The following is a 15,208-nucleotide window of genomic DNA, read 5'->3' on the forward strand; positions in this document are numbered from 1 at the left end:
TATTAGCGGAGTTTTCACTTCGTCGACTGACGAGGTGAAGTGGGCTCGCGGCGCGACGCAGGATGATCAGCACTTGATGTCCTTGCTGGTGTGGTTGAAGACCTACCAGCGGCTGGGGTACCTTGCGAAGCTGGCCGACGTGCCTGCAGCGGTCGCCGAGCACGGAGGAGATCGATCCCGTCCGATCGAGGTGATCGGACGGGATCTCATCGGCCCTCTTCAGATCGGTTTAGAAACGGCCCTTTCTATGGGGTTGGCTGTTTGAAGTCCGCCGCATGATCCGCCGCCCACTGCGCGAAGGTGCGACCGGGACGGCCGGTGAGACGCTGTACGACGGCGGCTCGCTCCTCGTCGACGGGTGCGGGGTCGCGTGCGGACTCCGCCCACCATCCGAACAGCCAGTCGACGACCTCCGCTGGATAACCATGCTGAATCCACTCGTCGCGGGCCTCTGTCGGATCCTGCTCCTCGAATCGGATCTCCTGACCGATCGCCACCCCGATCGCCTGCACCTGCTCGGCCACGGTGAGTGCCTCGGGTCCGGCGAAGGTGTACGTCATGCCCGCATGGCCGTTCTCGGCCAGGACCGTGGCGGCCACCGCGGCGACGTCAGCTTCGTGGGTGGGCTGGGTCACCGCGCCGCCGTAGGGTCGGCGTACCACCCGCTCGGTACGCACCCTCTCCGCCCAGTCCAGCCAGTTGCCCGCGAACTCACCTGGCCGCAAGTGCGTCCACTCCAGCCCGGACTCCTCCACTGCCCGTTCGACGACCTGGTAGCCGCTCCCGAACGCGTCGTTGTCGGTCTCCGCTCCGGACAGGACCACCACCTGCCGGACGCCGGCCCGCTTCGCCATCGCGACGACGTCGGAGACCACGTGCGGAACGGGGAACAAGTACATCCGCTCGACGCCTCGCAGGGCGGCCCGCAGTGACTCGGGCCGCTCCAGGTCGCCCTCGACCACGGTGACCCCTTCGGGCAGCCCGGCGGCCGCGGGCCGGCGGGTGAGTGCACGCACATCGTGACCCGCCTTCAGCAGTTGGCCGACAACCTCCCGGCCCACCAGACCGGTCGCTCCGGTCACCAGGATCGTCATGCCGCCTCCTCCGTGCGTCCAGCCGGACGAAAGTCCGCCACGTGGTCGAGGGCCCACCGCGCAAAGGTACGCGCGGGGCGTCCGGTGATCTGCTGGAAGGTGGTGGTCGGCGGGAGCAACCCCGGCCCGTCGACTGCCGCGGCCAGCAACTCGATCCGCCAGTCGGCCATCTCCGGCGGGTAACCGTCCTGAAGCCACTGCTCACGCGCCTGCTCCGGTGTCAGTTCCTCGAAGCGGATCTCTTCCCCGATCGCCGCTCCGATCGCCTTCACCTGCTCGGCCTGCGAGATCTTCGCCGGACCGGTGATCGTGTACGCGGCGCCGACGTGGGAGTCGCCCAGCAGCGCCGCGACCGCCACCTCGGCGATGTCGGCCTCGTGAACCAGCGGATATCCGGCGGTGCCGTACGGTTCACGCACCACCAGTTCGGCGCGGATCCGCTCCGCCCATCCCAGGGTGTTGACCGCGAGCAGCCCCGGTCGCACATGGGTCCATTCGGCATCGGTGGCCTCCACCATCAGCTCCAGCTCCCGATGAGCCTGCCGTTCCTCGGCGAGGTGGCGCCGGAGCGGGTTGAGGCTCCGGTCACCCGGCTCGTCACCGGGGGCGAATCCGGCAGCCGCGGCGGAGTGCACCACGAACCTGCGAACACCCGCCTTCGCCGCCTGTTCGACGAACCCGGCCCCGGGCTCCGAGGCGACATAGGCGAAGGGGAACAGGTAGACGCGCTCGATTTCGTCCAGCACGTCCGGCCAGGTCTCAGAACGCTCGAAATCCCCGTACACCACCTCGACCCCGTCGGTGAGGCGCGCAGCCCGCGGATCGCGGGTCATGGCCCGCACCCGCTGACCGGCACCCACCAGCTGATCCACTACACGGCGACCGATGTTCCCGGTCGCACCTGTCACTAGAATCGTCACGTTGCTCCTTCGGTTGCCTGACTGGATGGCACAACAGACCGCCGTCGCGTTGTGGCCCTTCGCGGCGGTGGTCGTTTTCGGGATGCTAGGTCGGTTTCTGAGCAGCCGCACATGGATCGTTCCAAGGGCGCTTTGCATCGCTTTCGATGGTGACCGGCACCGGCAGGCGTTCTGGCTCGTCGCCCGGTCGAACCTGGCAGCGACTTCCCACCCGCACCATGTCGGAGTGTCGGTAAGACTCGCGCCACAGGTCCACGCGATTGCGTTGGTGCAGGTGTCTCGTGTAGGCATCGGCGGTTGCCCTGTACCGGCTGATGTCCGTGGTTGCTCGGTGGTTGCTCGTATGCCACGGAACGCAGCAGCACTACGTGGCACGATCTGGCATCGGAAACGGCGGAGTCGCGGATGAACCGGCACAGGCCGACAGTAGGAGTGTCGGTCCGGTGTGCATGGAGCGGCTTTTAATCCGTCGGTTCTGGGTTCGAGTCCCAGGCGGCCCACCACGTCTGACCTGCCCAGACGCGCTCAGCGAGACGCGTTGACGATCATGCCTGGGGCCGAGATGGGGCCATCCTGGGGCCAGAGCTTCGGGCGTCGGACGGCGCGGCGGCCGCGACGTACTCTCACCGCTTGGGTTCCGCGGCCGCGGCAGGGTCGCATGCGCATCCGGGCGTTGTTCGGCGCCGGAGGCGGCGGTGGTGGTGTTCAGTTGGTCCTTTCGGCTGAGACAGTTCGAACGGGGAGCAGATGCTCTGATCAAGCTGCGGCGCGGCGGCCTGCGGGGCTTGCGGCGGTTCGCCGTTTGCGTCTCGATGGTCGTCGGTGCCGCGTGGTGCCTGGTAGGCGCCACCCTGCCTGAAGCACATGGGCGGCGGTCTTCTCGGCAGCGGTTTGGGCGACCTGCGGCAGGACGCTGGTGTAGGTGTCGGCGGTTAGCACGATGCTGGAGTGTCCGAGCATGTCCTGCACCACCTTCAACTCCACCCCGGCTGCCAGCGCCAGCGTCGCCGCACCATGCCGCAGGTCGTGCAGCCGCACCGGTGGCAGCGCGTGCTCGGTGAGCATCTGCTGGAACACGTGAGTGAGCCGACCAGGATCCACCGGGTTCCCGTTCAGGTTGGTGAACACATACCCGCTGTCGCGGTACCGGGCGCCGTATAGTGCTGCTTCGTTGCGCTGGCGGTCTCGGTGCGCGCGCAGCGCGGCTACGGTGGTGTGGTCCAGCGCGATGACGCGGGCGCTGTGGGCTGTCTTCGGCGGGCACGCCACCAGCCGCCCGTTCCTGCGTTGCAGCTGCCCGGAGATGACCGCCGTGCCCTCGTCCAGGTCCACATCGAACCAGCGCAGCCCGGCCGCCTCACCGCGCCGAAGTCCCCGCAACGCGATCAGGTGGTAGGCCGCATACAGCCGGTGCCCTCGGATGGCGTGCAGGAACGCGGCGGTCTGCTCCGCCGTCCACACCGCCACCGCGGGACGTTCTCCCGTACGTGCCCAGTGCTCCACCCGGGCGGCGGTCCACACCACCGCACGCGGGCGCGGCGCCGCCGGTAGCACTGCCAGCGCGGCCGGGTTGGTGTCGATGAGTCCCTCCCGGACGGCGGCGTTCAGCGCGCTCCGCAGCGTCGCCCGGACCCTGTTCAAGGTCGCCGCTCTGATCGGCCGGCCCGCCTTCTCGTGCTCGTAGGCGATCGCGGTGAACATCTCCTGCACTTGCGTGACCGACAGCTCCCCCAGCAGCAGTTGCCCCAGCTGCGGCTCGAGGTACAAGCGGATGTGACCGGCATACCCCGCGACCGTCGACGCCGCGCCCGGATGCGCCTGCAGCCAGCGCGCCAGCCACTCGCCCACCGTGACCGCCCTGCCCGTCGGGCCACGCAGCCGGGACAACGCCTCCTCCGCAGCCTTACGGGTGGCAAAGCCACCCCGCCGCACTCGCCGACGCCGGCCATCTACCCCGGCCCCCAACTCCAGCCGCAGGTACCAGCTGCCGTGACTTCGCTCGGCCGCCAGCCGCGGGCACCTGTTGCCCACGGCCCGGCCGAACCGCCGATCCTCACAGCCGCACCGCCGGTACACGCCACCGGCACTCCTCATAGTCCTCATACAGCCATGGTGCACCGCCTCAGCAAACCCTGACCTGCACAAACACAACGGATCGAACTCCTCAAGCGGCATCCAGGTGATCGAGGTCAACCAGCCGTAACGCGCCGTTTCAGCGCCGACGCGGCAAGAGACCGACGCCGTGGACGCAGAGAAGGGTCCTGGGCGGTCCTGACCGACCAGGGCCACCGCCCTGGCCAAGAACGGGCGACGGCGTAGTCGAGATCACCGGCATGAACCAGGGAGCGCGGTGGCGAGCACTCGCCGCGAGTGGGGGAGGCGGATCCCCATCAGACCATCGCCCGGGGTGCACGAGCGACACAGTGCGAGTCGTGAGGATCGGATCGTAGCCTCCGGCTGACGGCGCCATGCCCTGGCGACAGCAGGGTGCACATGGGTCCATGAGCGTGGACACGACGGCGTTGATATCGCCAGGGCAGATGCGTGGTGCGGCTCTGTAACTCAAGCCGTTGGGTTCTGGCAAGCGGATGCCCTGGCTGTCCGAGTGTGGTCAGCCCTTTCGAGTGGGACGGTGTTCGGCGTCTTCGAGTACGGGCCTGAGCAGGGCAGGAACTGATCCTTGCGGTTGATCAAGTGGGTCTTCGGGTGATCTCCGTCACTCAATGACTCCACTCCATGATCTTTCCCAGATGATCACCGTCGGGTTACTTTTGGCCCGGCTTGTTCACCTGCTGCCCGGACGGGGTTTTTATGGCCTTGAGGGTGTTGCCGTCAGTCGTTGCGAAGGTCGTTGGGATAGTCGTTTCGTCGGCGATGGCGGCGACCGTGCTGGCTGCGGCTCCGGGCGCCGCTCGGCCCGCCGCGGCCGAACCGTCCCTCGACACCAGCACCGAAGACGGCGCGCTGCGCGCTGCTCGCGACTCGGGAGAGCCCGTCGAGGTTTCTGGTCTGCGGACTACCACTCGGCGGGTTTTTGCTGAGCCCTCGGGTGTGCTGAGGATGGAGCAGAGCCTTCGACCGCGCTGGGTGCGGCAGGACGATGCCTGGGTGGGTGTGGATCCCACGCTGCGGCGGGAACCCGATGGCACGGTCGGGCCGGTCGCCTCAGTGCTGGGCCTGCGCTTTTCCGGGGGTGGGCAGGAGCGGCCGCTGGCGGAGATCTCCGACGGGGGACAGTCGATGGCCTTCAACTGGCCTGGCACCCTGCCCGAGCCCCGGCTCGACGGTGACACCGCTTCCTACCCTGAGGTTCTGCCCGGAGTGGATCTCCAGGTTCGCGCCGACATCGAAGGCTTCGTGTGGGCGCTGGTGGTGAAGACACCGGAGGCCGCCGAGAACCCAGAGTTGCGGCGCATCACCTTGGGCACGTCCGGTCGGGGCATGTCGGTGCGGGAGAACCCCCACGGCGGGGTGGACGTCCTCGACGCCTCTGGCGGCCTGGTCCTGGTCGCCGCTACTCCGATCATGTGGGACTCCTCCGACACCGCAGCATCGGGTACCCCCGAGCGACTGAGAGCATCGGGCGAGGTCCCGCCTAGGCTCGAGGGGCCTGCGGTGGGCGCGCGACGCCAGGCCGTCGAGGTGGATGTGGGCGCGGGTGAGCTGTCGGTGATCCCCGACCAGGCGATGCTGGGGGATCCTGCCACCAAGTTCCCGGTGGTGATCGACCCGCCGTTCACGGTCGGCCGGGTGGCCTGGGCCAAGGTCTCCAGTGGCTTCCCCGACCAGGAGTACCCGAACGGAGGTATCGACGGGCCGTACGGGGAGGCCGGGCACGCCGGTGACGCCAGCCAGAAGTGGCGGACCTTCTACCGGTTCAACATCTATCCCACCCTGCACGGCAAGCAGATCCTCAGCTCTTACTTCCACATCTACGTCTCGCACTCGTGGTCGTGCGAGGACCGTGAGGTGCAGGCCTGGCGGACCGGCGGATTCTCCTCGGGCACGAACTGGAGCAACCAACCCGCCTGGCAGGACTACCTGGCCAGCGTGAACACCGCCAAGGGCTACAACTCCTCGTGCCCGGGGGGCAGCATCAAGTTCAACGTCAAGGATGCCGTGTCCGCCGCCGCGGCGGGCAGGTGGTCCACGCTGACACTCGGCGTCAAGGCCGAAGACGAGACCGACAACTACGCATGGAAGAAGTTCAAGAGCACCTACGACCTGACCAAGATCGTCACCGAGTACAACTCCGTCCCCAGGCAGCCGGCCCTCTCGGACATGCGCACCCAGCCCGGCGGCTGGTGTTCCGGTGGCTCCTTGGACAAGCCGATCCCGATCAACAAGACCAACCCGACGGTCTACGCCCGGTTGTTCGACGCCGACAGCACCGTCAAGGGCCTGTTCGAGATCCGTGAGTACGACCCGGCCGTCGCCGACCCGCTGCGCGCCAGCTGGACCTCGCCGCTGAACTCCACTAACCGCGAGCACCAGTGGCAGGTGCCCACAGGCAGCCTTGTCGACGGCAAGGTGTACCGGCTCAACGTCAAGGCGATCGACGAACACGGCGCCGCCAGCGCGTTCAGCCTGCACTGCTGGATCAAGATAGACACCACCAACCCTCAGCGGCCGCCCAGCGTCACCTCCACCGACTATCCCTCGATCGAGCAACTGCCTGAAGGCAATGAAGGCGCCGGGCATCCGGGCCGATTCGTCCTGGCCGCCAACGGCGACACCGATGTGACCGCCTTCCGATACGGGCTGGACGACCCCGACTGCTCCCAAGGCCCCGTCAACGCGAGCACTCCAGGGGGGACCCAAACCGTCCTTGCGACCCCGCGTGCCGTAGGACCCCGCGTGATGTACGCGGCGAGCGTGGACGCGGCAGGCAACTGGAGCGATTGCGTGGCGGTCTACACCTTCGAGGTGAAGAGCGGCGCCGCGCCGGTATCGCACTTCAAATTCGACGAGAACACCGGCACGGCGGCTCAGGACGCCAAGGCCACCGGCCGTACGGCCACGCTGGCCGGCGGGGCCGGGTGGGCGGCCGGGCGGGTCGATGGTGCCGTATCGCTCAACGGCACCACCGCCTACGCAGCCACCAGCGGCCCTGTAGCCGACACGTCCAAGGCGTTCACGATCAGCGCCTGGGTCCGGCTCACCAAAAAAGACGCCAACTATACGGCGCTGTCCCAGGCAGGCAGCGTCAACAGCGGTTTCCAGCTGTACTACTCCTCCAGCTACGACCGGTGGATCTTCAACCGGCACGGCACGGACAGCCAAAATTCGGCGATCACGCGGGCGATCGGGTCACGCACCCCCGACGTCAACGCCTGGACGCATCTCCTAGGCGTCTACGATCCCGGCGACAAGCAGATACGGCTGTACGTCAACGGCCGGCTCGAGGGCTGGGCCGCTTTCACCACCCCCTGGAACGCCACCGGGGGCCTGCAGATAGGGCGCCTGAAATACAACGGGGCGTTCGGCGAGAACTTCCCCGGCCAGGTGGACAACGTACGGATCTGGCAACGGGTGGTCGTCGAGTCCGCGCTGGAGCCGGAGGCCTACTTCCAGCTCGATGAGGAGAACGGCGCGCCGCCTCAAGACCTTATCTACGAGGGGCGAACCCTCACGCTCGGGACCGGCGCGATCCAGGCCGATAACGCCAAATACGGGCGCGGCCTCACGCTGAACGGCACCGGCAACGCGCACGCCACCACACCGACCGAGGCGGTGCGCACGGATCAGGCGTTCTCCGTGAGCGCCTGGGTCAAGTTGACCAACAAGAACGTCAACATGTCCATGCTCAGCCAGGCCGGTACTCGGGCGAGTGGTTTCCAGCTCTACTACTCCAAGTCATCCGACCGGTGGATCTTCAACCGGCACGTCTCCGACACCGACGACACCCAGATCATCCGCGCGACCTCCACAACGGTTCCGACCCTGAGCTGGACACACCTGCTCGGCGTGCATGACCCGGTGGCCAAGCAGATCCGGCTCTATGTCGATGGCCGCCTGGAGGCGTCCGTGGCGTTCACCACCCCGTGGCACGCCAGCGGGCAACTGCAGGTCGGCCGTAGCAGGTGGAACGGCGCGTGGCAGGAGAACCTGAACGGAGGGATCGACGAGGTCAAGGTCTGGGACTACGCCATCGACGACGACCCGTATCGCGAGACCGGCCCGCCCACCGGGACACAGGACCCCGCCGACCCACAGAGCAAATCAGAGATCTGGAGAGAGGCCAATCTGCCCGTACAGCTCACCGGGCACTGGAAGCTCAATCCGCCAGAGAGCGGGCCTGGAGACGGCACCGCGCCCTCCGAACACGGCAACACCAAACCGTTGACCCTGCAGGGCGGAGCTCAACTCCTCGCAGACGACCAGGTCTTTTGGACCGCAGACGGCATGGGCTTCCTGAATCTGGATGGCGTCGATGACCAGACTGTTGGGCCGCCGGGCCTGCTGCGCACCGATCGCAGCTTCTCCGTAGCGGCCTGGGTACGGGTGACGAACGTTCCTGAGAGCTGGTCGGTCACGAAACCCGGCGCTACCGTCCTCAGCCAAGATGGCGCGGTCAACAGCGGCTTCAAGCTTTACGCCGCCCGATACAACACCACGGATGTCTGCGACCCGGAGGAAACCGAGTGTTTCCGATGGACGTTCAGCGCGAACAGCACCGACGACAACACAGTGAAGGTATACCGGGCCCAGTCATCGGACGTCGTGCAGTACGAGCCGACACATCTGGCCGGTGTCTATGACATGAGCGATCGACAAATGCGCCTCTACGTGAACGGTCAGCTCGTGAGGTCCGCGCAGGTCCCCTTCACCACCGCTTGGGCGGCGATGCAGCAGTTCCGGATCGGCACCGGAAAGTACAAAGGCAGTTTCGCCAACGATTTCTTCCCCGGCCAGGTGGACGAAGTGAGCCTCTACGCCGGCGTGCTCACGCGGGAGGACGTGCTGCAGGTCATGTCAGCCGCCTACCCGATCGACATGGTCCATTAGCGGCCGCCGGCCCGGGCATCGCGGTGCCCGGGCCGGCTTACCGCGCTGTCCCGGTACGCCCTAGTGGAGGTCGTTGATGCGCTTGTCGGGTTCGGGTCGTGTGATCCGTCGTCTGTCCCTGGTCATGGCCGGTGCCGTCACCGCCCCGCTGCTGCTGGCCATGCCGGCCACGGCCGAGCCGGGCGCCCCTCCGGAGGTCAAGCAGCAGCGCACCGTCAAGGGCGAGGAACGCCCGCTGGGCAAGGTGAAGAAGCCGCCCCGTGAACAGACGAACCCCGAGCCGCCACCCCCCACCTCCTGGCCTCGCGCCGGAGCCGCCGAGGTGACCACCCCCACCGGCAGCCTCAAGCGGGCGCGCGCCGGATCGCTGCCCGTATGGGTCACCGAACCCGAACGTGAGACCGGTACCCGTTCCCGAGTATCGGCCGAGCCACCCCGCAAGGTCCGGGTCGAGTTGCTCGACCAGACCGCCACACGACGCGCCAAAGTACGCGGGCTGCTGTTGAAGGTCTCCCGCGCGGACGGGACGGCGCAGGCGGGCCGGTCCCGCATTGAGGTGGACTACTCCTCGTTCCGTTACGCCTACGGTGGTGACTACGCCTCCCGGCTGCGGCTGGAACGGCTGCCGGACTGCGCGGCCACGACGCCCGACAGGCCCGAGTGCCTGCGCGGTGTTCCCATTCCCACCGCCAATGACGTGACCAAGGGACGGCTCAGCGCCGACGTCGAGGTCACCGGCACCGCATCGGCGTCCGGCTCGTTGTTCGCGGTCGCCGCCGCGGCCGGCAGCGGGTCCGGCGACTACAAGGCGACCCCGCTGTCGGCGTCGGCGCAGTGGCAGGTCAGCGCGCAGACCGGTGACTTCGGCTGGTCGTACCCGCTGCGGGTACCGCCGGTGCCCGGTGGCCCGTCACCCGACCTGACGATCACCTACTCCTCGGGCGGCGTGGACGGCCGCACCTCGGCGACCAACAACCAGACCTCCTGGGTCGGCGAAGGGTTCGACTTCTGGCAGGGCTACATCGAGCGCAAGTACAAGGCGTGCCTAGAGGACACCGAGGGCGGTAGCCCCAAGACCGGCGACCTGTGCTGGAGTCACGACAACGCCACCATGGTGCTCAACGGCACCGCCACCGAACTCGTCCGCGACGACGACGGGCGCGGCTGGCATCCCCGGACCGACGACGGCTCCAAGATCGAAAAGCTGACCGGCGCCGTCAACGGCGACGACAACGGCGAGCACTGGAAGCTGACCTCCCCCGACGGCACCCAGTACTTCTTCGGCCTCAACCGGCTGCCCAACTGGACAGCCGACAAGGAGGAGACCGACTCCACCTGGCGGGTGCCGGTCTTCGGTAACGACTCCGGCGAACCCTGCCACGACAGCGACGGCTTCGCCGACTCCTGGTGCCAGCAGGGCTGGCGGTGGAACCTCGACATGGTCGTCGACCCACACGGCCGGGCCATGACCTACTACTACGGCAGGGAGACCAACCACTACGGCCGCAACATGAAGGCCGACGTGGAAGGCACCCCCTACCACCGCGGCGGCTACCTCAAGCGCATCGACTACGGCCAGGACGAGAACACCATCCACAGCACTCCCGCCCCGGCCCAGGTGATCTTCACCGTAGGTGAGCGTTGCGAGCCCGATGGCACGGTGACCTGCGCCGAGTCACAGTTCACGGAGGCGAACGCCGGACGCTGGAGGGACGTGCCGTTCGACCAGTACTGCGCGTCAGGGCAGGAGTGCGAAAAGCGGCACTCGCCGACCTTCTGGTCACGCAAGCGGCTGGCGAAGGTCACTACCCAGATCCGCCGGCCGGCCGCCGACTACTGCGCCACCACCTACTGCGCGGTCGACTCCTGGACGCTGAACCAGTCGTATCCGCCCTCGGGTGACCTGTCCCGGTCGGCGCTGTGGCTGAACTCCATCCAGCACTCCGGGAACCACCGGGGGGCGAGCGCCACGCTTCCGGAAGTGACGTTCACCGGCGTGCAACTGGCCAACCGGGTCTTCAACCCCGACCCCGAAGACGGCGCGGTACCGCTCTACAAGCGGCGGATGCAGTCGATCATCTCCGAGTCGGGCGGCGAGATCCGGATCAACTACAAGCCGACCGAGTGCAGCCGTCCCGGAAACATTCCCTCCCAGGTCGACAGCAACACCATGCGATGTTTTCCCCAACACTGGGCGCCCGACGATGAACCAGACCGGCTCGACTGGTTCCACAAATACGTCGTCCAGCAGGTGGTGCAAAACGACCTGGCCGCCGCCACACCGCCGATCATCACCGACTACGAGTACGACGAGTCGACCGGCCCGTTCTGGCACTACGACGACGATGACGGCATCACCCCGCCCAAGCGCAAGACCTGGTCGCAGTACCACGGCTACCGCAACGTCACCGTCCGCACCGGCGCGACCACCGGAACCCGCTCCCGCGCAGAGTCCGTCTACTTCACCGGGATGGACGGCGACAAACAATCCGGCGACGACGCCCCGCCACGCGATGTGACGCTCACCTCCAGCGAAGGCCACGAGTACTCCGACCATTGGCGATGGCAGGGCCAGCCGTTCGAGAGCACCGTCTACAACGGCTCACAGCTGGTCTCCAAGACCATCAACGAACCCTGGCTGTCAGCGCACACCGCACGCCGCGTCATGCCATGGGGCACCTCGACCGCGTACCTGGCCAACACCAAGCGGGTCAACACCTACGTCGCGCTCGACGGCGTCCGAGGCTGGCGCAAGGGCGCGGTGGTCCGCGAGTTCAACCCCGACGGCCAGGTCAAGCAGGTCACCGACCACGGCCAACTCGGCGTCAGTGACGACGAGACCTGCACCAAGTACACCTATGCGCCCAACGCCAACGCTCACATGCTCACCTACGCCAGCCGTATCGAGAGCTACGCCACCACCTGTGACGTGACGCCGACCCTCCCAGACGACTTCATCTCACACGCCAAGGTCTTCTACGACGACCCCGACGCGGCGCACGGGACCCCGCCGACCAAGGGTGACGTGGTCGAGGTGCAGGAGGTCACCGACTTCAACGGAACGACTCCCACCTGGACGACGGCCTCCACCAAGGAGTATGACGGGTACGCCCGAGAGACCAAGGCCACCAACGCCGACGGCAAGTCCTCCACCACCGAATACACCGACACAGGCGGCCTGGCCACCTCGGTCAAGACCACCGACCCCAAGGGCTTCGAATCCATCACCAACATCGATCCCTCGTGGGGCGTGCCGCAGGCCGAGGTCGATACCAACGGACAGCGAGCCGACCTGGTCTACGACCCGCTCGGGCGGGTCTCGAAGGTTTGGCTGCCCGGTCAGTCCATGAACGGCGAGCCGTTCAACAGCGAATTCGTCTACGACATCCGCAAGAACGGCCCGTCCGCGGTCACCACCAGGACCCGCCGCAACGACGGCACCTACTCGGTCAGCTACGAGCTCTACGACGGCCACCTGCGGTCCAGGCAGACCCAGCTTCCGGCCCCCGGGGGCGGGCGGGTCCTCGCCGACACCCTGTATGACTCCCGCGGCATGGTCACCCGCAAGAACGCCAACTACCTCGACACCGAGCCGCCTTCCACCAGCCTGTACACCCCGAACGGGGACGATGTCCCGTCGGCAAGCGAGTTCGTCTACGACGGCGCGGGCCGGGTCACCACCGAGAAGCTGCTCGCACGCGACAACCTCACATCAAGCCGCCTCACCGAGTACGGCGGGGACCGGGTGCGCGTCACACCGCCAGACGGCGAGACCCCCACCATGGCGGTCAATGACATCGCCGGCCGCACCACCGAGTTGCACCAGTTCGACGGTGCCACCCCGACGGGGACCGCCGCCGCCGTCACCAGGTACACCCACGACAAACGCGGCCAGCTGGAAACGGTCACCGACCCCACGGGACAGAACGTCTGGCGGACCGAGTACAACCACCGCGGCCTGCCCTGGAAGGTCCATGACCCGGACAAGGGCGTCAGCGAGCTCACCTACGACGTCCTCGGCCAGGTCTCGACCAGCAAGGACGCCGAGGGGCGGGTCCTCGCCTACACCTACGACGAGCTGGGTCGCAAGACCACCATGCGTTCGGGGTCCACCTCGGGCACGGTGCTCGCCGACTGGACCTACGACACTGTCCTGCTGCCAGACCTGACGACGAAGGCCAAGGGCTATCCGGCATCCTCGACCCGCTACCAGGACGGGGTCGCCTACAAGACGACCGTCGCCGGCTATGACGAGAATTACCGGCCCACCAAGACGGTCGTGAACATCCCGACCAAGGACGGCCTCACCAAGTACTCCACCGGGGCGGGCACCCTCGCCGGCAACCACCTGTTCACCACGACCTACAACTTCGACGGCACCATCGCCAGCCAAGCCCTCCCGGCCGCAGGCGACCTGGCCCGCGAAGTCATGGTCTATACCCGTGACCTGTTCGGCCTGCCGGTACGCACGCAGGGCGCCAGCACCTATGTCACCGACTCCATCTACTCCAAGACCGGCCAGCTCATGCAGCTGCACCTGTCCACCGGTGGCCCGAAGACGTTCCGCACCTTCGAGTACGACGACTCCACCGACCGGCTGACCCGCGCGTACACCACCCGTGACGTCCAGTCCGGTGTCCGCCTCAACGACGCCCGCTACGACTACGACGACGCGGGCAACATCACCTCGATCTCCGACACCCCCACCGACGGCACCGCGGCCGACGCCCAGTGCTTCGACTACGACTTCCTACGCAGGCTGACGACCGCCTGGACCGCCAAGACCGACTGCTCCACCGCCCCCACCGAGGCCAACACCGCCACCACCATCGGCGGGCCCGCCCCGTACTGGCACTCCTATGCCTACGACATCACCGGCAACCGCAAGACCGAGACCCAGCATGGCCTGGGCGGTGCGGCCACCACCACCCGCACCTACGCCGTCCCCGATCCAGGCGCCGCACAGCCCCACTCGCTGACCTCGGTCCGCACCCAGACCCCACCCGCAGGCGGGCAACCCGGCATCGACAAGCTCGACGATTACACCTACGACCAGAACGGCAGCACCAAGACCCGCACGGTCAACGGCACCACCGAGACCATGCACTGGAACGCCGAAGGCCGGCTGGAGAAGGTCACCGAAGCCGCCGCCGAGAAGGCGTCCTTCATCTACGACGCCGACGGCAACCGGCTGCTCCGCAAAGACGCCGAAGGCACCACCCTCTACCTGGCCGGCCAGGAACTCAAACTGTCCGCCGCCAACGGCCAGGTCAAGGGAACCCGCTACATCACCCACGGCGGCAGCGTAGTGGCCGCCAAGGACGGCACAGGCGTCAAGTGGCTGACCTCCGACCACCAGGGCACCGCCGAGATGTCCATCCAAGCCACCGCAGGAGCCGGGCAGGGCGTCCAACGCCGCTACCAGACCCCGTTCGGCACCCCACGCAACGGCCAACCCGCCAACCTCGTCGCCGACCTCGGCTTCGTCGGCGGCACCCTCGACAAGGCCACCGGCCTGACCCACCTCGGCGCCCGCGAGTACGACCCGACCACCGGCCGCTTCATCTCCGTCGACCCCCTGATCGACGTCGGCGACCCGCAGCAGATGCACGGCTACGCCTACGCCAACAACACACCGATCACGCAAAGCGACCCGACTGGATTGATGACCGATGGCCCGCGCAGCGTCGGCACCCCCTGCTCCGAGAATCCCAGTGCCTGCGGTTACAACGACGGCTGGAAACCTGCCGCAAACACCTCCCCGGGCGCGCCGCCCGCACTGACGCCACAAGAGCAGCAAGCCGTCGAACAGGCCAAGGTGGTCAAGAAGAAGTCCCTCACCCAGGTCATCCTGGAAACCGGCGGCGCCCTCCTGCTCGACGTCATCGGCCTCTCCGACATCTACAACTGCGCCAAAGGCAGCGTCGGCTCCTGCATCTCCGCCGTCGCCGGCGCCGTCCCCTGGTACAAACTCGGCAAATTCGCCAAAGCCATCTACCGCGCCGCCAAAGGCGTCCTGTCCTGGATCGGGCAGGTCAAATGGGCCGACAACGTCCTCAAAGCCGCCTCCGCCAAGATCGCCCGAGCCCAGGCAGCAGCCGAACAAGCCGCCAAAAAAGCCGACGACGTCCCAGACGCCGCCGGCAAGAAACAACCCTCCAAACCCGACGGCGGCGGTGGTGGCCC

6 protein-coding genes are annotated in these 15,208 nt (G+C 67.4%); 3 read left to right on the forward strand and 3 right to left on the reverse strand.

The window, feature by feature from the left end:
* Window positions 1-265: hypothetical protein (locus HKK72_RS26950; protein WP_222721168.1), on the forward strand; the 265-nt coding region annotated here is incomplete at its 5' end.
* Here HKK72_RS26950 and HKK72_RS26955 read toward each other — a convergent pair.
* From HKK72_RS26955 to HKK72_RS26965, 3 genes are all read right to left on the reverse strand, one after another.
* Window positions 246-1,094, reverse strand: coding sequence for an NAD(P)H-binding protein (locus HKK72_RS26955; RefSeq protein ID WP_187237234.1), 849 nt, complete (start codon window positions 1,092-1,094; stop codon window positions 246-248). The two genes, HKK72_RS26950 and HKK72_RS26955, sit on opposite strands and share 20 nt — an antisense overlap.
* Window positions 1,091-2,014, reverse strand: coding sequence for an NAD(P)H-binding protein (locus tag HKK72_RS26960; protein WP_315987462.1), 924 nt, complete (start codon window positions 2,012-2,014; stop codon window positions 1,091-1,093). The genes HKK72_RS26955 and HKK72_RS26960 overlap by 4 nt, the downstream gene beginning before the upstream one ends.
* Before the next feature lie 756 nt (window positions 2,015-2,770).
* The gene (locus HKK72_RS26965; protein ID WP_187237235.1) at window positions 2,771-3,901 is read right to left on the reverse strand and encodes a tyrosine-type recombinase/integrase; all 1,131 of its coding nucleotides are present in this window, start codon (window positions 3,899-3,901) and stop codon (window positions 2,771-2,773) included.
* A gap of 894 nt (window positions 3,902-4,795) precedes the next feature.
* On the opposite strand from HKK72_RS26965, the gene HKK72_RS26970 reads away from it, so the two are divergent.
* Together HKK72_RS26970 and HKK72_RS42360 are read left to right on the forward strand one after the other, a co-directional pair.
* A complete protein-coding gene (locus HKK72_RS26970; protein WP_187237236.1) occupies window positions 4,796-9,022 on the forward strand; it encodes a LamG-like jellyroll fold domain-containing protein in 4,227 nt (1,408 codons plus the stop codon).
* Window positions 9,023-9,122: 100 nt separating this feature from the next.
* On the forward strand, window positions 9,123-15,208 hold a 6,086-nt coding region (locus HKK72_RS42360), incomplete at its 3' end, for an RHS repeat-associated core domain-containing protein (protein ID WP_187237237.1).

The sequence above is a fragment of the Actinomadura sp. HBU206391 genome, assembly GCF_014323665.1.
Classification (GTDB): domain Bacteria; phylum Actinomycetota; class Actinomycetes; order Streptosporangiales; family Streptosporangiaceae; genus Actinomadura_C.

Excerpts from the sequence above, each read along its gene's own strand:
- HKK72_RS26955 (WP_187237234.1), bottom strand. The coding sequence starts at position 1,094 with ATGACGATCCTGGTGACCGGAGCGACCGGTCTGGTGGGCCGGGAGGTT.